Source organism: Nonomuraea sp. PA05, from assembly GCF_008086045.1.
Taxonomy (GTDB): Bacteria; Actinomycetota; Actinomycetes; order Streptosporangiales; family Streptosporangiaceae; genus Nonomuraea; species Nonomuraea monospora.
On sequence record NZ_VSEY01000007.1, the window covers coordinates 84234 to 101067 of the forward strand.

The 16834-nt window shown below is 70.7% G+C and carries 12 protein-coding genes; 1 reads left to right on the forward strand and 11 read right to left on the reverse strand.

All coding sequences use genetic code 11. The features are described from left to right. Positions 1-6 precede the first annotated feature (6 nt). A complete protein-coding gene (locus FXF51_RS13020) occupies positions 7-1401 on the forward strand; it encodes a GH39 family glycosyl hydrolase (RefSeq protein ID WP_262379486.1) in 1395 nt (464 codons plus the stop codon). Here FXF51_RS13020 and FXF51_RS13025 read toward each other — a convergent pair. The 11 genes from FXF51_RS13025 to FXF51_RS13075 form a co-directional block, all read right to left on the reverse strand. Further along, the gene (locus tag FXF51_RS13025) at positions 1365-5246 is read right to left on the reverse strand and encodes an AAA family ATPase (RefSeq protein ID WP_148434573.1); all 3882 of its coding nucleotides are present in this window, start codon (positions 5244-5246) and stop codon (positions 1365-1367) included. The two genes, FXF51_RS13020 and FXF51_RS13025, sit on opposite strands and share 37 nt — an antisense overlap. Then, complete coding sequence (locus tag FXF51_RS13030) at positions 5243-5557, reverse strand: CU044_2847 family protein (RefSeq protein ID WP_187414344.1); 315 nt, start codon at positions 5555-5557, stop codon at positions 5243-5245. Before FXF51_RS13030 ends, FXF51_RS13025 begins: the two co-directional genes overlap by 4 nt. Positions 5558-5617: 60 nt before the next feature. Further along, complete coding sequence (locus FXF51_RS13035; RefSeq protein WP_148434574.1) at positions 5618-6730, reverse strand: acyltransferase family protein; 1113 nt, start codon at positions 6728-6730, stop codon at positions 5618-5620. Further along, the gene (locus tag FXF51_RS13040) at positions 6723-7649 is read right to left on the reverse strand and encodes an alpha/beta hydrolase (RefSeq protein ID WP_222871264.1); all 927 of its coding nucleotides are present in this window, start codon (positions 7647-7649) and stop codon (positions 6723-6725) included. The genes FXF51_RS13035 and FXF51_RS13040 overlap by 8 nt, the downstream gene beginning before the upstream one ends. Positions 7650-7723: 74 nt before the next feature. After that, complete coding sequence (locus tag FXF51_RS13045; protein WP_148434575.1) at positions 7724-8362, reverse strand: GNAT family N-acetyltransferase; 639 nt, start codon at positions 8360-8362, stop codon at positions 7724-7726. Positions 8363-8404: 42 nt separating this feature from the next. Continuing rightward, a complete protein-coding gene (locus FXF51_RS13050) occupies positions 8405-9607 on the reverse strand; it encodes a DUF418 domain-containing protein (RefSeq protein WP_148434576.1) in 1203 nt (400 codons plus the stop codon). A 42-nt stretch (positions 9608-9649) separates the two neighbouring features. Further along, entirely contained in the window at positions 9650-12763 is a 3114-nt protein-coding gene (locus FXF51_RS13055; RefSeq protein ID WP_148434577.1) for a hypothetical protein, read from the reverse strand. Positions 12764-12852: 89 nt separating this feature from the next. Next, positions 12853-14169 carry a lipopolysaccharide biosynthesis protein gene (locus tag FXF51_RS13060; RefSeq protein WP_187414345.1) on the reverse strand — a complete coding sequence of 439 codons (1317 nt, stop codon included), beginning with the start codon at positions 14167-14169 and terminating at the stop codon, positions 12853-12855. Then, complete coding sequence (locus FXF51_RS13065) at positions 14162-14965, reverse strand: polysaccharide deacetylase family protein (protein ID WP_148434579.1); 804 nt, start codon at positions 14963-14965, stop codon at positions 14162-14164. Before FXF51_RS13065 ends, FXF51_RS13060 begins: the two co-directional genes overlap by 8 nt. Then, positions 14962-15903, reverse strand: a complete 942-nt coding sequence (locus FXF51_RS13070; protein WP_148434580.1) for a glycosyltransferase family 2 protein — start codon at positions 15901-15903, stop codon at positions 14962-14964. Before FXF51_RS13070 ends, FXF51_RS13065 begins: the two co-directional genes overlap by 4 nt. A gap of 13 nt (positions 15904-15916) precedes the next feature. Next, positions 15917-16750 (reverse strand): glycosyltransferase family 2 protein, encoded by an 834-nt coding sequence (locus FXF51_RS13075; protein WP_148434581.1) that lies wholly within the window; start codon positions 16748-16750, stop codon positions 15917-15919. Positions 16751-16834: the final 84 nt, after the last annotated feature.

Below are 16834 nucleotides of genomic sequence, written 5' to 3' on the forward strand. Positions count from 1 at the left end.
CCTTCAGTGATTCCGACCGACGGCAAGCACGCGCGCCGACGATCGCCATGGCCGATCGCTCTAGGAGCCGGCGTTCTCGCGATCGTCCTGGTGGCGGGCATCATGGTGTACGCCGCGATGCGGACGAAGGAACGCAGCGTGTTCAAGGGCAGCGAGGTGGCCACCAAGGCGCCCACCGAGCCCGCGCCGCAGCTCTCCGAGCCCCCCGCGCTCGACAACTGGCCGCGCTGGGGCATCACCCACACCCAGTACAGCGCGGACAACGAGCCGCAGGACGTCGTCGACCAGGCCAGAGGCGTGCTCGGCCGGGTCCCCATGCTGCAGAACCAGCACATCATGGGCTGGGGCGTCGGCAACCCCGAGCCCAGCCCCGGGCAGTTCAACTTCGTCGACCTGGACCGGCGGCTGACCTTCATGGCCTCCTCCAGGGCCGTGCCGGTGATCACGCTCTGCTGCGCGCCCGACTGGATGAAGGGCGGGCAGGCCGGGCGTACGGACTGGAGCAAGAACCACACCGTCGCCCCGGAGCGGGAACACTTCGACGACTTCGCCAAGCTGGCGGCGCGGGTGGCCAAGCAGTACCCGACGGTCAAGCACTACATGGTGTGGAACGAGTTCAAGGGCTTCTGGGACCCGGCCACCAACCGGTGGGACGCCGAGGCGTACACCGAGATGTACAACAAGGTCTACACGGCGCTGAAGAAGGTCAACAAGGACATCCAGGTCGGCGGCCCGTACGTGTCGATCAGCAGCAGCACGCGCACCGAAGGCCCGCCCTCCGAGCTGACCGGCCCCTGGGGCACCGTCGACCAGCGGGCGCTGGACGCCGTCAAGTACTGGATCCAGCACAAGAAGGGCGCCGACTTCATCGTCGTGGACGGCGCCTCCATGACCAACGACAAGGGCAACGTGCCCAACGACTTCGCGGCCCAGGGCAAGTTCAGCGCCATCACCACGTGGCTGCGCGAGGAGAGCGACGACCTGCCGGTGTGGTGGGCCGAATGGTACGTCGAGCCCGAGAACGCTCAGTGGAGCGAGGAGAAGCGCACCGCCGTCCAGGCCGCCGCGCTCATGGAGTTCGCCAAGAGCGGGGTCACGACCGCCCTCTACTGGAACCCGCAGCAGAAGGGGGAGGGTGAGTGCCCCGGGTGCCTCTGGTCGCCCAAGATGGGTGGAGAGCTGCCCATGGCGGGGCTGCTCAGCGGGTTCACCAAGTGGTTCCCGAACGGGGTCGAGGTGCGGGAGGTGGAGACCTCCGATCCGAAGGTCAAGGCGATGGGGCAGGCCAGCCAGGTCGTGATGGTGAACACCTCCGATCAGGACGTCAGCGCGACCGTGGACGGGCGGCCGGTCACGTTGAAGCCCTACGAGATCAAGTGGTCGGGGCGCGGGGGCGCGTGAAGCAGCTCGGAAGGGCGGATGGCCAGGATGCCGCCGCCCTTCCCGTAGACGATCAGCAGGCCTCCCAGCCAGGCGCACTTCCGGACGGCGTCGTGGACGGGGACGGTGAGCAGGCAGGTGCCGGCGGCCGGGTCCCAGACGCGCACGGTGGCGTCAGCGCTTCCGCTGGCCAGGAGGACCCGGCCGCCGAGCGTCAGGGCGCAGACCGCGGACACCACATCGGAGTGCCCGGTGAGCACCGAGCCGAAGGCCCGGCTGGTCGCGGGGTCCCACATGCGAACGGTTCGATCCCAGCTCGCGCTGGCCAGAAGGACCTGCCTCTTCAGAACGAAGGCGCACACGTCGCGCGCCCCGGCGCCGTGGCCGAGGAGCGGACGACCGGCCGGACGGCCGGTGGTCGCATCCCACAACCGCACCTCGCCATGATGGTGGGCGGTGGCGATCAGCGGTTTCCCGTTCACGGTGCAGACGCACAACGCCGCCACGTCGCCCAGCGGGCGGGCGAAGCGGGAAGGGCGAAGAAGGCGCCGCTTGCCGGTCTCCCGGTCGACCACTTGCCCGATCTCGTCCGCGACGACGGCGAGCGAGCGTGCGTCTATCGGCTCGACAGCCTGTGGGGTCAGGGGAATCAAGGCAGTGGCCGGTTCGCCGGTCGCCGGATCCCAGACGCGGAAGCCGAGAGGCTCCGTGATGATCAGCAGGGCATGGGCGAAGGTTTGCAGGGACAGCGGATGGCCTGCGGCGAATCTGGCAGTACGGCCACCGGCTGGATCCCGCAGTCGCACCTTTCCCGGGTCGCCGATATCCGCGAGAAGGACACGCTCGTGCAGCAGAAGGGCGCATGAGCCGTGCACGGGGTCGTGGAGGGGAAGCTCCCGCTGGAGGGGATCCCACAGTCTGATGCTGCCGTCGGCACTGGCCGTGGCGAGCAGGGTGCGGTCCTCCAGGGTGAAGACGCAGATGTCGGTGATGAGGTCGGTGTGGCCGGAAAGATGCCCATCCCGGAGATGGAGTCTGCCGGACAGGTCGCCGACGGCGAGCAGGACAGGATCATCCAGGCTGAAGGCGCAGATGGCATTGGCCTGGTGCACACCGTCGAGGGTGTGGAGAAGCCGTTTCGTGCCCGCATCCCAGATGTCGATCCGGCTGTCGTAGGTGGCAGTGACGAGCCAGTCATGGCGAGCCAGGTAAGACAGGCCGCGGATGTCCTCGCGAAGGTGGCTGGAAGAACCGACTGGCTGGCCGGTCACGAGATCCCACACCGTGAGGTCGCCGGAGTGACCGGCCACGGCGACCAGGTCATCGTCGCCCTGGGGCAGCGTGCACAGGTACTCACCGCCCTCCTGCACGCGGGTGAGCGCGCAATCGACGGGCTGGCCCGTCGCGGGGTCCCACAGCCGGAAGTCGTGCCTGAAGTCGATCGCGGCGAGCAGAACACGCCCCTTCAAGGTCACGGCGGACATGGCGAGCATGGAGCCGACGGGCGTCCTGATCGGCGCGTGCACGGGCAGACCGGTTGCCGGGTCCCACAGCCGGATGGTGCCGTCGACCCCGCTGCTGGCCAGCAGCGTGCGCCCGGCCATGACGAAGGAGGTGACGGCGGTCACCCTCCCCCCGTGACCGAGAAGAACGGCTTCGTCGAACCTCGGCCTGACTTCCGCCCATTCCGCCCGGTAGGGCGCGTCCCGGCTCGCCAGCGCCCTCATCCTCGGCAGATCCGCGACCACGGCGGTCAGGTCGAACATGGCCGCACGCTCGGCGGGCCCAGCCGCGGCGGCCATCGGCGTCAGCCGGATCAGCCGCAGGCAGGCACGAACAGCCGGTGAAGAATCCACGGAGGCCGCCACGATCACCCGGGCCAGGTCCGCGTGCAGGACGAACGGCGTCCGGCAGAGCAACTCCTTCAGCACCCCGCCCCGAGCCGCGTGCCCCGCCAGCGACCGCGCCAGATAAGGCGGCACCGGCTCGACGAACCCCATGAACGCCCTGGTCAGAGCCCGATGGTCGGTCCGCAGATCACTCCGCTCACCCAGCAGCGTGTCGTCGAGCGCCTGGTGGAACAGCCTGAAGACCTCGTGCCGATCATCCGACTCCACCAGGAAGTTCGCCGCGGACGAGTGCGCGAAGGCGAGCAGTTCCCCGGCCGTGACCTCGGCCCCGGCCAGCGTCCTGATCGCCAGCGCCCACAACTCCACGTCGAACCCGGGAGCCTCGGCGAAGGCCAGCGCGGTCAGCGCAGCCGCCGCGGGCAGCCCGCCGATGCCCGGCAGCCGCGAGGTGTAGGCGTCCAGCGCGTGCTTGACCTCGGGCGGGAAGGTGAGTGCGGCCGGATCCACCGGCTCCGCGTCGTGCAGCGCGTGCGTACGCGCGATGAGCCCCGCGATCAGGAAGCTGTGCGCCGACCGCCGCGCGATGGCGGCGGCGACCGGCCCGGCCACCGCCCCGTCGGCGTACGGGTTGCCCGGACGCGGATCCCCCAGCAGTTGCAGCGTCGCCTTGGCGTACTCGACCACGTCCCGCTCGGCGTAGAACTCGGGCGAGTCCAGGTTCACGACGTGCGCGGCGCTGCCGAAGAGCGGGATGAGCTCGCCCTCGTCGTCCCCGCGCCGCGTCGCCAGCACCACCTGCGCGCCCAGCCCCGCACACCCGTTCACCAGTGGCAGCACGACCCTGGCGACGATGCCGCGGGCCTCGGCCGGGGACGTGGCCTCGTCCAGGGCGTCGATGACCACGTTGAACCGGGCCCGGGGCGTTCCTGGCCGTTCGGTGAGTGCGGCGCGCAGGTCGGGCTCGAAGTCGGCGAGCGTGTCGGGCAGCGCGGCGGAGGCGGCGCGGGCTATCTCGGTGGCCACGTCCAGCGCGGTCTTGCCCTTGGCGTGCACGGCGCAGGCCACAGACCCCGGCGTGGCCTTCCACGCCTCGTCGTCCGCGGGCAGGGCGGCGCGGATGCCGGGGTCGGCGGAGGTGACGACGCGGCCCAGCACCGCCGACTTGCCCACGCCCGGCGACCCGGTGACCACCAGCACCCGCTGGTCGGGCTCGTCGCGGTCGAGCCAGGCGGTGATCGCCTTGAGCGCCGCCGCGCGGCCCCTGAACCGGTGGCCGCGCTCGGTGTCGACGCTGACGCCGCGCGCCCTGGGCCGCCAGTGCCGCCTGCCCTCGGGGTCGGTGCGGAGCGTCCAGCCCCAGGACGCGAGCGCGAGCTGGCCGGCCTGCTCCGTGGACCAGGAGTCGGCCAGGCGGCGCAGCCGCTGCCCGGGAAAGCATCGGTCCGCCTCGAACAGGGTGATCGCCCGCCCGCCGCCGCTGACGGCACGGGAGTCGCTCACCACGGCGACCACGGCCTCGTAGTCGGGCGACCACAACCCGCCCCCGCTGAAGCCGGACGCCAGGGGCGAGGCCGACTCGGTGGCCAGCCGGATCGAGCCGTAGCCGAGCGTCTCGTCCACCTTGCCGCCCGCGGAGTCGCCCCACTGCTGCCTGTCCGGGAAGCCGAACGCCCACCAGCGGCGGTTCACCAGCCGGGTCGCGGACGGGCAGAGCAGGCGCGCCGGCCACACCCCGGCAGGCACGTCGCCGGCCAGCACCAGCAGGGCCAGGTCCACGTCCTCGACGTGTTCGGCGAGCACCAAGGACTCGACGCGGCACCGCTGGTACACGGGCGGATGCGCCTTCGGGAAGGCCACCCACAGCTCCTCGGCCACCGCGCCCCTGTGCAGCACCACGTGGGCGGCCGTCAGCGCCCTGCGGGTGTCGATGATCACGGCCGCGCCCAGCGGCTCCTTGTCGCCCGCCGTACGGTGTACCGAGGCGACCCAGGAGTCGTTGGCGGGCCCGGCCGTCATGGCTGCCGGCCGTCCGGGGGCCGCCAGGTGAGCGTGACCTCGAAGTTCCCCTCGGTGGCCGCCTTGGCGACCAGCCAGTCCATGGTCCCGGTGACCTTGATGCCGAACTTGACCTGGATCTCGTCAGGCGTCGCCCTGCGTGCCTGGTCGAGGACCAGCGCGGCGGCGTTCAGCGCGGGGCCGATGGCCTTCCTGACCCTGCCGACGATCTCGTCGGCGCCGCCGGCCGGCTGGTAGCCGGGCGTCGGCTCGATCTCGAACCTCACCTCCGTGGCATCGTCGAGCTCGTAGGTGACCACCTGTGAAGGCAACGTGCCCAGCTCCTCCCGGACAAGGCGCGGGCCCCCGCCCCGGCGTGCTCTGGGCGGAGCTTAACATCGCTCGGCCCGGCGTCCGGGTCGCTGCTCGTACCCGCGGAAGGCCGCCCAGCAGGCCACCAGCGCCACGCAGAACGCGGGCGACCAGGCGAGCCTGGCCAGCACCCAGCCGGGTGAGCCGGGGGCGGTGTGCAGGCCGGGCAGGGCGTGGCCGGCGAGCGTACCCAGGGCGGTCACGGCGATCATGGCGGTCTGGTGCCAGAGGAAGATCGTGATCGCGGACAGGTTCACCAGGGCCACGGCGGCCCAGGCCGGCGGGCGCCGCAGGGCGCGGCGCAGGGGCGGGAGCAGGAGCAGGGCCGCTCCGCACTGCGCCAGGCCGAACGTGACGGCGGCGAGGGCAGGCGGGTCCAGATTGGACGTCTCCGCGCCCGGCACGCCCACCATGGCCGCCGGGTAACCCGCCCACACGACCAGCCCCGCGGTGGCGGCACCACCACCGGCCAGCAACGCCCACCCGGCCCACCGCCCCGGCAGCTCATCCTTGCGTGCCCACGACGCGCCGAGGCTGTAGGGCACCAGCCAGCCCGCCACCACGTTCACCCAGCCGAGCCAGGCGGGCCCGTCCAGCCCGTACCGGACGAGATCCACCAGGGCGACGGCGGCGAGCGGCCACGCCGGGTGCAGCCTGGCGGCCAGCGGGGTGGCGGCCGTCAGCACGGCGAACACCAGCAGGAACCACAGCGGCGACCACACCAGCTTGGCCAGCGACAGCACGGTCCCCAGCCGCACCCCGGCGGCGAGCGTCGCGACCGCGATCACCACCCACACCAGCACCACGGCGGCGACGGGCCGGAACAGCCGCGCCATCCGCCGCCCGAGCCACACCCGGTAGGGGAGACGGGAGCCCGCCTGGCTCCGGGCCGCCACCATCCCGCCCACCAGGAAGAACACCGCGAGCGTCTGGAACAGCCAGGACACGGGCGCGAGCTGCGGCATCTCCCGCAGCGGGCTGGCGACCCGCACCGCCCCGCTGTCGACCACCAGCGCCGTCACCAGCCAGTGCCCGGCCACCACCCCGAGGATGGCCGCCGCCCGCAGCCCGTCCACCCCGCGATCACGGTCCGCAGGGGTCGCCGTCTCGACCCGTTCGAGCAGGTCACGCATCCGGGGCCGCCCCCGACACGATGCCGGCCACGTTGCGCAGGAAGAGCGAGCCTGGCCGCAGGTAGTCGCTGTGCCCGCCGTCGCCGGCCGCGAAGACCCGGGCTCCGGACGACGGCGAGACGGGGTCCAGGCCGAGCCCCAGGGTGAGGAAGGGCAGCCGCAGTCGCACGTGCGGCACCTGGGCGATCCAGTCGGCCCGGCCGCGGGCGGCCCAGACGGGGGCGGACGTGCGGAGCGGCACGTCCGTCCCGGTGCCAGGGGCGCCGTACAGGACGATGCCGGCCACCGCGCCCAGCCCGGCCGCCGCCCGGCCGCAGACGACGGCGCCGTAGGAGTGGCACAGGAGGGACACCCGGGCGGCGCCCAGTTCGCGGACGAACGCCTGGAGGTGGGGGACGGCCTCGTCGGCGCGCCCGGTGGTGAGAAGGGCGGCGTCCAGCGTGCCCGGCGTCCGGTACCCCAGCCAGGCGACGACCGCGACCTGCTCACCCAGCTGCCGGTGGAGGGCGAGCGCGTCCGCGTACAGCCGCCCGTACGTGTCGAGACCGGTGTCCGAGCCGGGCACCACCACCGCGACCCGCTCTGCCCCCGCCAGATCGCCGAAGACCTCGGCAGCCCGCCCCCCGTCACGCCCGTCGAAGAAGAGGAACCGCCGCCCGGGGGACGCCATCCCCCGGAGCGCCTCCGCCCGGTGCGCCTGCTCGTGCTCGGCGGCCGTCCGCCCGGCCGCGAGGATGCCCTCACGGACGGCGGCGTACCGCCCCTCAGCCGAACCCCAGGACGCCCGGACAGGAGCCGGAGCCGGGACCTCAGAGCCCGACAGAGGCACCGCCACGGACGCGGCCAGCGCGGCGGCGAACAACGTCCTGCGCATCCAGGGCAGGCGGACAACGGCGGATCGGCGCAAACGGGTGAACATGCGGCGAACCTATGGATCACGCCCCGTCGTCCGCGTCCCGCCTGGGAGTGGATCTGTGACGTACCCCTGAGGTACTACGCGGTCTCCAGGCCGAAGTGCGGCAGGCAGGCCTCCAGCCCGTGCGTCTCCACCGGCACCGGGCAGGTGAAGTCCTCGCGGTCGAGCCGGAGCCGCTGCTGGGTGGCCCGCCGCCCCCGCAACGCCTGGACCTGCAGCCCGTCGTCCCGGTAGCCGAGCTTGCGCGAGACGCCGAGCGAGGCAGGGTTGTCGAGGAAGGCGCTGGAGACGGCCGATCGGGCACCGAGCCCGGCGAAGGCCAGGTGCAGGACGGCGGCGCGCATCTCGGTGCCGACCCCCTTGCCCTGGTAGGCGCGGCCCAGCCACGAGCCGGTGTGCACCTCACGGGTGATCGCGAAGTCCACGCCCTTCACGTCCTGGGTGCCGATCACCCGGCCCTCGTGCACGACGACGAAGTTGCAGGTCCACGACTCCGGCCGCCACCGGGACAGCACCCCGAGGTGGTAGAGCACGACCGCGGCGGGCAGCTCGGCGGGGGGCGCGTCGGTCCACGGCACGCCGAACGGCATCCTGCCGGGGTCGTGCACGCCTTCCACGGCGCGGTCGGCCAGCTCGTCGAGGTCGTCCAGGGTGGGCAGCCGCAGCGTGAGGCGGGGCGTGGTCAGTCTCAGGTCGTGTACGGGCCAGTTACGCATACTCCCTCATTGTTCCCGGCCACGCCGCCCGCCTCAGGTGATTTATCGCGGCGCGGACGGCTTGCGCCAGTACGTCAGGAAGCGCAGCAGCCACTCCACCGGCCCGTACCGGTGCCCCTTGAGGTACCAGCGGCTGTAGATCACCTGGAGCGCGAAGATGCCGACCGCGATCACCACCTCCAGCGGCGGGCTGACCCGATCGACGAGCGCCAGGCCGTACCCGGTGAAGATGAGCGAGCAGATCAGCGACTGCGCCAGGTAGTTGGACAGCGCCATCCTGCCGGGCGCCGCCAGCGCCCGCGCCAGCCGCGGCACGTGCGGCAGCACCCGCAGGAACGTGGCCGCGTACGCCGCCGCCAGCAGCGGCGCCGTCACCAGGTCGACCGCCTCGCCCCAGAACTTGTGCACGGACCCGTTCCAGGCCGCCATCGTGTAGAAGAGCGCGCCGCCCAGCCCGACGGTGAACCCGGCCCACTGCAGCCTGCGCAGCGTCCCGGTGTACGCGGACACGTCGCGCAACACGCCCAGCTTGCCGACGGCCAGCCCGATCAGGCACGCGGCCAGCACCGCGGGGCCCTGGAAGAAGACCCGCGCCACGATGATCAGTGACAGCTTCCTGAGGTGCTCGGAGACGATCTGCCAGAACACCCCGCCGAGGGCGCTGTTGGAGGCGGCGGCCTGCGCAGAGCCGTCGGCGACGCGGCCCGACATGTCCAGGCCCGCCGTGGCCAGCAGCGCCAGCAGCACGAACGCGAGCGCCAGCAGCAGCGTGAGCGCGATGGCCAGGGCCACCGCCGTCTTCGGCCTGACCCGGCGGAAGATCAGCAGGGCCAGCCCCACGGCCGCGTACGTCGTCAGGATGTCGCCGGGGAACAGCAGCACCGCGTGCGCCAGCCCGAGCAGGAACAGCCCGCCCAGCCGGCGCAGGAACATCGGCACGAACGGCCGCCCCCGCCGCCTGGCCGAGTCGACCTGGAGCGTGAAGCTGTACCCGAACAGGAACGAGAACAGGAGATAGAACTTGTTCTCCAGGAACAGCGTCACGAACCAGCGCACGCCCCAGTCGAGGGACGAGTCGAACGCCGGCTCCGCCATCCCGGCCATCCGGTATCCGGAGGCCAGGAAGGCGATGTTCACGACGAGGATGCCGAGCAGCGAGAAACCCCGTAAGGCGTCGACGGAGGCGATCCTCGCTGCGGCGAGGCGTACGTCCGGCTTTGCGGGATGTGTCTCCTGTGTCCTCATCGGAGGACATCATCCCGCACAAGCTGAGTGTTTCCTGTGAATTCAGTTATTTTGTGCGATATAGATGAACCGCTCGATGATCACTGCTAGGGCGACCGCGAACGCCGGAACCGCCAGGAACAGCAGGCGTTTGCGAGCCCTCGGCGCCCGGTTCGGGCCGTTCAACCGGATGATCTCGTACCCGAAGAGTGCGACCCACGTCACAGCCAGCGCGCCGATGCCCACCGGCGTCCACGGCGAGGTGGGGTCGCCGCGCCCCTTGTAGGGGTTCGGCTCGGGGATCTCGGTGCCGCGGACGAACGTCTTCCAGGTGTAGAGCGCCGCGTCGTCGTTGGAGAAGACCCGCTTCAGATCAGCCGACTTGTCCAGCGCCGCGCGGAACCGCTCGCCCCAGTCCTTCGGATAACCCTCGTTGAGCTGCAGGTAGCTGACCTGGCCGCGGCTCACCATCAGGTACGAGTTCCGCGACGCCTCCTTCAGCGCCTGCACGGCGTCGGTGACCTTCGACGGATCCTTGTGCACCAGCGCCTGGAGGTTGAAGCTGACCTTCTCCACGTCCCGCTCGCCCCACGGCAGCGTCGGCGTGACCTCCGGCCCGACCTTGGGCACCAGGTAGAGCACCCGAGCGCTGGGCTCGTCGTGGTCGTAGATGTAGTGCAGGGCCGCGACCTCGCCGGTGGTGACCCGCTCGAACTTCTCGTTGCCGTACCTGGCCAGCAGGAACGCGAACGCGAACATGACCGCGAAGCACGCCGCCAGCACGATCGAGATCTTCTTGGTCAGCTCCGGGTTGAAGCGCACGTTCCGCTTGCGCAGCGGCACGGTCTCCTCGCGCACGTCCGCGCTGTCGGCCGGCATGTTCGGGAAGAACGCGTACGCGGCCAGCAGACAGGCGCCCGGCAGCGCGAACATGTAGATCCGCAGCCCGATCTCGCCGCCGTAGCTCTGCAGGCCCAGCGCCAGCACCGGCACGCACAGCAGGATCAGCGCCGAGCGGTCGAACACCCCGCGCCGGATCCGCCGGAAGATGCCCACCGCCGCGCAGGCCAGGATCACCGCGAGGATGCCCAGGCGGGCCTGCAACACCATCGCGTGCGCGGGATCGGCGCCCTCGATGCGGTCGCCGGTGTTGCTCTGCAGGTTCTGCAGGATGTTGCCCAGGCCGCCGAAGATCGTGTCGATCTGGCTGGCCCAGAAGCCGACCGTCATGTAACTGATCCAGGCCAGCACGATCAGGCCCAGGAAGAACGGCAGCGCCCAGGTGAGCGTCGTCCGCTTGAAGATCAGGAACGCCGTCACCACGCCGAGCATCATGAACGGCGTGATCTGGTGCGAGGCCACCGACGCCACGAACAGCGCCACCAGCATCATCAGCATGAGCAGCTTGTCGGCCCTGAACGTGCCCGTGTTGGCCAGCTCGCCCGGCGTCATCGCGTCCAGCTTGCCGATCAGCTTGCGCAGCCCCTTGGGCGGGATCGGCTTCGTGCGCGGCTCCACCCGTCCGAACCATCTCAGCAGGATCGCCACGAACGCCAGATACAGCGCGAACGTGAAGCCCTGTGGCGAGAAGTAGTCCTGCCCGATCCACTGCACCAGCACGAACAGCAGCGCCGCGAACCAGCGCGCCTTCGTGGTCGCCACCACCTGGCGCAGGATCAGCACGAACGGGAGCAGGTAGAGCAGGTTCGACAGCAGCGGCGTCCACTGCAGGATCGGCGTCAGGTCCGTGATGCCCGCGGCCTTCGTCACGAACGCGAACAACGCGAAGAAGCCCGGCCACCCCATACGGGCGTCGATGTTGATCGCCGTCTCGCCGGTCCTGCCGATGAACTCCACGAAACCGGCATGAATGTACGCCGTCGGGAAGCGCGGCTCCTCCGCCACCAGCGCGCCTGCGCCGTGCAGCGCGAACGTGATCGCGGCGATCTGGAACAGCAGCAGGAACTTGCGGTCGCTGCTCTGGGTGACCGTGATGAAGAACGACACGATCATGATGAGGATCGCGATGAACGCCGTGGTCGGCAGCGCCGAGATCAGGCCCAGGCCGTCGATGTCGGCCGGGTTCACGCCGCGCAGCGGGCCCGGGGGGACCTTGAGGGCGAGGACGTACATGATCAGGCCCTCGATGACCAGCAGCGCGGGCAGCCACTTGGGGGCGCTCGCCACGAGAGCCCCGATCCCGCCTGCCTTACGGGGCTTGGCGGGGGGCTGCTGTTGCTGTTGCGGCCTGGGCGGGGCCTGCTGTGGCGGGGCCTGCTGGAACGCGGCCTGCTGCGGTGGTGGCGTCGGTACGGGCTGCGGTCCCGACGGGCCCTGGGGGGCGACGCCGGGGGCGGGCTGCACCAGGTCGGCCAGGCCCTTCGAACCGGTGGCCGGGCGCGGCCCAGCACCGGTCGCGGGCCTGGAGCCGGGGGCGGTCGCGGGCTTGGGGGTGGGGTGCGCGCTCATAGGCTGCGTTCCCGCACCGGCCCCTCCAGCAGGCTGCGGCCCACTGGCAGGCTGCGGCTTGCCGGGCGCGGCAGGCTGAGGCCCGCTCGTAGGCTGCGGGCCGCGCGCGGGCTGGCCGCCCGCCGTCGGCTTCGCGCCGGCGGCACCGGGCTGCGGCTTGCCAGGCGCGGCGGGCTGAGGCCCGCCGGCAGGTTGCGGCTTGCCGGGTGTGGCGGGCTGAGGCCCGCCGGCAGGCTGCGGCTTCCCCGGCGTGGCGGGCTGCGGCCCACTGGCGGGCTGAGTACTCGGGCCGGGCTTGGCGCCTGCGGCGGGCTTGGCCTCTGCGGTGGGCTTGGCACCCGGAGCGGGCTTGGCCTCGGAAGCGGGCTTGGCGGCCGGAGCGGGCTGAGCGCTGGAGGGAAGCCGCAGGTTGGGCGAGGTGTCGCCCTCCTCGGACTCCTCCTCACCCACAGCCTCCCTACCCTCGGCCTCCTTACCCGCAGGCTGCACAGGCATGGAAACCGTGCCGGCCGTCGAAGGATCGGCGGCCTCCTCGGCGGTGGGCGGATGCCCGATGTGCACGGGCCCGGGCAGCCGGACGGCCGTGGTCGCCTCCGCGTCCGGCACGGCCTTCCCCTCGCCGCCGGAGGACTCAGCGGAGGAGTCCTCGCCCGGCGGCGGGAACGTCAGCTTGGGGATGACTCCCGTAGCTTCCGGATCGAAGGGCACGTCTGACTCCTCCTTGTCCCCACGCACGTCCGAGGAGCCCGTGATCCCCGTTTGCATGCCATCGCCGTCCCGTTGCCTCACGTTGACCATCATGAAGCCCCGGACGACCCCTGGGTGACAGTCGACCTACCGCTTTCATCGATTTTGAGAATTTTACGTAGATTTCCGAAGATCAAAAGTGCGACAAGTACCTCGCTGAAGAGCAATCCGTACCCCACGGCGTTCACCCCGAAGTGAGGGAACAGTGCCACCGTGGACACCAGCACGAGCACCGCCAGCCCGATCTGGACGATCGCCAGCGTCCGCGCCTTGCTCTGCGCCCGCAGCGCGCTCAGGTACACCTCGATCAGCACCCGCGGCAGCACCGCCAGCGCCATCAGCCGCAGCAGCGTCGTGCCCTCCTCGGCGAACTCCGAGCCGAAGATGCGCAGGATCAGCGGCGCCCCGAGGATCGCCACCGCGATGATCGGGGTGACGATCATGAAGGCTCTTCGCAGCGCCCGGCGGCAGTTCAGCGCCAGGGCGGTGCGGTCGAAGGAGCCCTCGACGGTGAGCGACACCGCCATGTTCATGGCGAGCAACTCGATCATGCTGGCCAGGGTGTGCGCCATCGAGAAGCGGCCGAACGTGGCCTCGCCGACCTGCGTGGCGATCACCACGGGCACCAGGTAGACGATCGCCAGGATCGACAGCGTCCCGGGGAAGTCGCCCGCCAGGAAGCGGCCGACCTCGCGCAGCCGGGGCGGGTCCTGGTTGGGGTCGGCCTGCTTGACGTGCCTGGGCACGACGACGCCGAAGATCAGCCAGTTGACCGGGATGAGGGCCAGCGCGGTCGGGATCACCCAGGAGACGAAGATGCCGCCGGACGGCAGCGCCCCCGCCATCGCGACCAGGAGCCCCATCTTGACCACGCCGAAGACCAGGTTGTTCAGCGGCACGAACGTGGCCCGGCGCAAACCGGTCAGCACCACGTCCTGCAGCGTGAACACGGCCCACACCACCACGGACGCCAGGAAGAACAGGCCGGGCCCGAAGCCGCCCAGCACCGAGTACGTCTTGCCCCACATGGGCAGCGTCAGCAGGAACCCGATGGCCGCGACCCCGCCCGTGGCGGCGGCCAGGCCGTACCCGCGCAGGATCAGCTCGGGCGTGCGGCGGCCCGCCACCGGCAGGAAACGCGCCAGCGCGCCCACGAAGCCGAGCGCGGTCAGCGACGCGAACAGCCGCATGGCGGTGATCACGGCCTGCCCGCGGCCGAACTCCTCGGGCGAGTAGAAGTGCGCCGCCAGCAGCCAGTAGCCCATGCCGAGGACGCCGGTGATCACGGTGTTCGCCATCAGCGCGTAACCCTGGAGGAACAGCGGGTTACGGAGGTCGCGAAGGATCTTCCCCCAGAGGCTAGACATTTCCGCGCACCCGCTGCAATCCGTACCTCGTCCTGCGCACCACCGCGTATCCCTTGGTGAGGATGCGCTCGCGCATGTAGATGAGAGGTACGGCATTGCCTTCGACGGCGCGCTTGAACATGTTGATGGTCGTGCTCTTGCCGACCGTCAACCGGGGGATGGCGAGCATGTCATGACGATCGGCGGCGATCGTGTTACTCACGGCGCAAGCGGCGAAGTATCCGGCCTTGCGCACTTCTCGGCGGACTCGGGCGCTGGAGTACCCGTACGGGTAGGCCATGGTGGCGACCGGCATGCCGATCTTCTCCTCCAGCAGCCCCTTGTTCCTGCGCAGCTCCTGCCGCAAATCCTCGGTGCGGAGCTGGTCGAGCTGGGGGTGGCTGTGGCTGTGGCCGCCGATCTCGACGCCGGTCTGGGCGGCCTCGCGGGCCTGCCCCCACGACAGCATGTCGTCGAGGGGACGGCCCGCGGCGTCCTTGCCCGCGTCGGAGACCCAGCCGCTGGTCAGGAAGACCGTGGCGGGGAAGTTGTGTCGTTCCAGCAGCGGCAGCGCGTGACTGTGGAAGTCGGCGTAGCCGTCGTCGAACGTCACCACGATCGGCTTGGCCGGCAGCGACAGCCCGTTGTTCTTGTTGAACCTGGCCACCAGGTCGCCCAGCGTGAGCGGCGTGAAGCCGCTCTCCGCCAGGTAGGCGAGCTGGTCGGCCAGGTCGGACGGCCGCACCGCGTGCGGCTTGGTCTCGTCGTTGGGCGAGTCGGTGACCGAGTGGTACATCAGGATCGGTACGCGGATCATGACCGTGCCACCTTCAGCCGTACGGAACCCACGACGTAACCCCAGGTCGTCCAGGCCAGCCCGACGACGATCGCGGCGGCCCTGCCGAGCCCGCCCACGTCGCCGCGCACGGCCTCGCCGACCCCGCGCAGCGCGCCGAGCGGCAGCGTCTTGATCGCGTGCGCGCGCTCGCTGGACAGCCCGTCCTGGGTGCCGACCTCACGCGTCACCAGGGCCTTCGACAGCCCTTCCGCGTAGCACCTGGACCTGAAGTAGGCGAACCGCTCGCGCTGCTTGGACACCTTGTGCCCGATCACCGCGCGCGGCTCGAACAGCATGACCGAGCCCGGCTTGCGCTGGCTCAGCCTGATGCAGAACTCGGTCTCCTCACACCCGAGCGGGCGCGACTTGCGTCCCTGCACGCTGCGGCCGATGCCGCTGTGGAAGCCGCCCACCTCGGAGACGGCGTCACGCAGGAAGGCGGCGTTGCCGCCCATGACGTTGCGGATCGGCGCCCTGACCGCGGGCATGCCGCGGTAGGTGCAGCCGACCGTCCAGTCGAACTCGTACGGGAACCAGCCGGGCCGCCGCCCCGACGCCCAGATGGGGTCGGTACGGCCGCCCACGCCGACGACACCGGTTTCCTGGAAGCCCTCCTCCAAAGCCTCCAGCCACCCGGGATCGGCGACCGCGTCGTCGTCGAGAAAGGCGACGATCTCACCGTTGGCCGTGGCCACACCGGTGTTCTTGCCGCCGGACAACCCCTGCTCGTGCGTGTTCTCCACCACGATGGCCTGCGGGTACTCGTGCTTCAGCTTGAGGTGCAGGTCGGGGTTGTGGTCGACCACCAGGATCAGCTCGTGTGCCGGGCGTGTCTGGTTCTCGACCGACTCGACTGCCTGCCTGATGTCCTCCCACCGTTCGTCGGTGTAGACGCAGATGACAACAGACGTGTTCACAACGATCCCTTTTTTATGCGACGCCTCGGTCAGCGGCAGGAGTGGCGGCGGGCTCAGGCTGAGGGGGAGTGGGCTGGCGACGCCACTCCTTCAGGATGGTCTTGAGCACGCGGAAGCCATCTCGTACGACGTGCAGGTTGCTTTCGCCGTGGATGCGGTTGCGCTCGTGGCTGGGCACCTCGTGCACCTTCAGCCCGGCCTTGGCCGCGCGCACGTTCATCAGCGTCTCCACCTCGAAGCCGTCGCAGTCGAGGTCGAGCGTGTCAAGGTGGCGGGCCCAGAAGGCGTTGTAGCCGTAGCAGAGGTCGGTGTACTGGGTGCGATACATGACGTTCACGATGCCGGTCAGCACCTTGTTGCCAAGACGCCGGTTGAGCGTCAGGTCGTCACTGCCGCCCCCTGCGGCGTAGCGCGAGCCCTTGACGAAGTCGGCACCGGTCACCAGCGCGCCCACAAAGTTGATGATCTCGCGGCCGTCGGTCGAGCCGTCGGCGTCGATCATCACGATGATGTCGCTGGTGCAAGCGGCGAAACCGGCGGACAGGGCGTCACCCTTGCCCTTGCCCGTCTGGGTCACCACTTTGACGTTCGGCCGCAGCCGCTTGGCCACGGCCACCGTGTCGTCGACGGAGTTGCCGTCGACGAGCACGATCTCATCAACCCACTGCGGGATCGTGGCAAAGACGTGCGGCAGGTTCTCCGCCTCGTTCATCGCCGGCACGACCACGCTGACCGTCGGGGAGATGGCCAGGTGCGGGGTGACCGGCGTGAAGCTCGAAGGCGGCGGCATCGAACGGAGGGGCGAGGAGTGAACCTTGCCGTTGTGCTTGGTTATCTCGGGACTCATGGCGAGGGAAATCCTTCCGGGACCCCGCGTCGCGGACCGGACGGAACCACCCCCGGGTGCTGCGGGAACGGCGAAGCCGGCAAA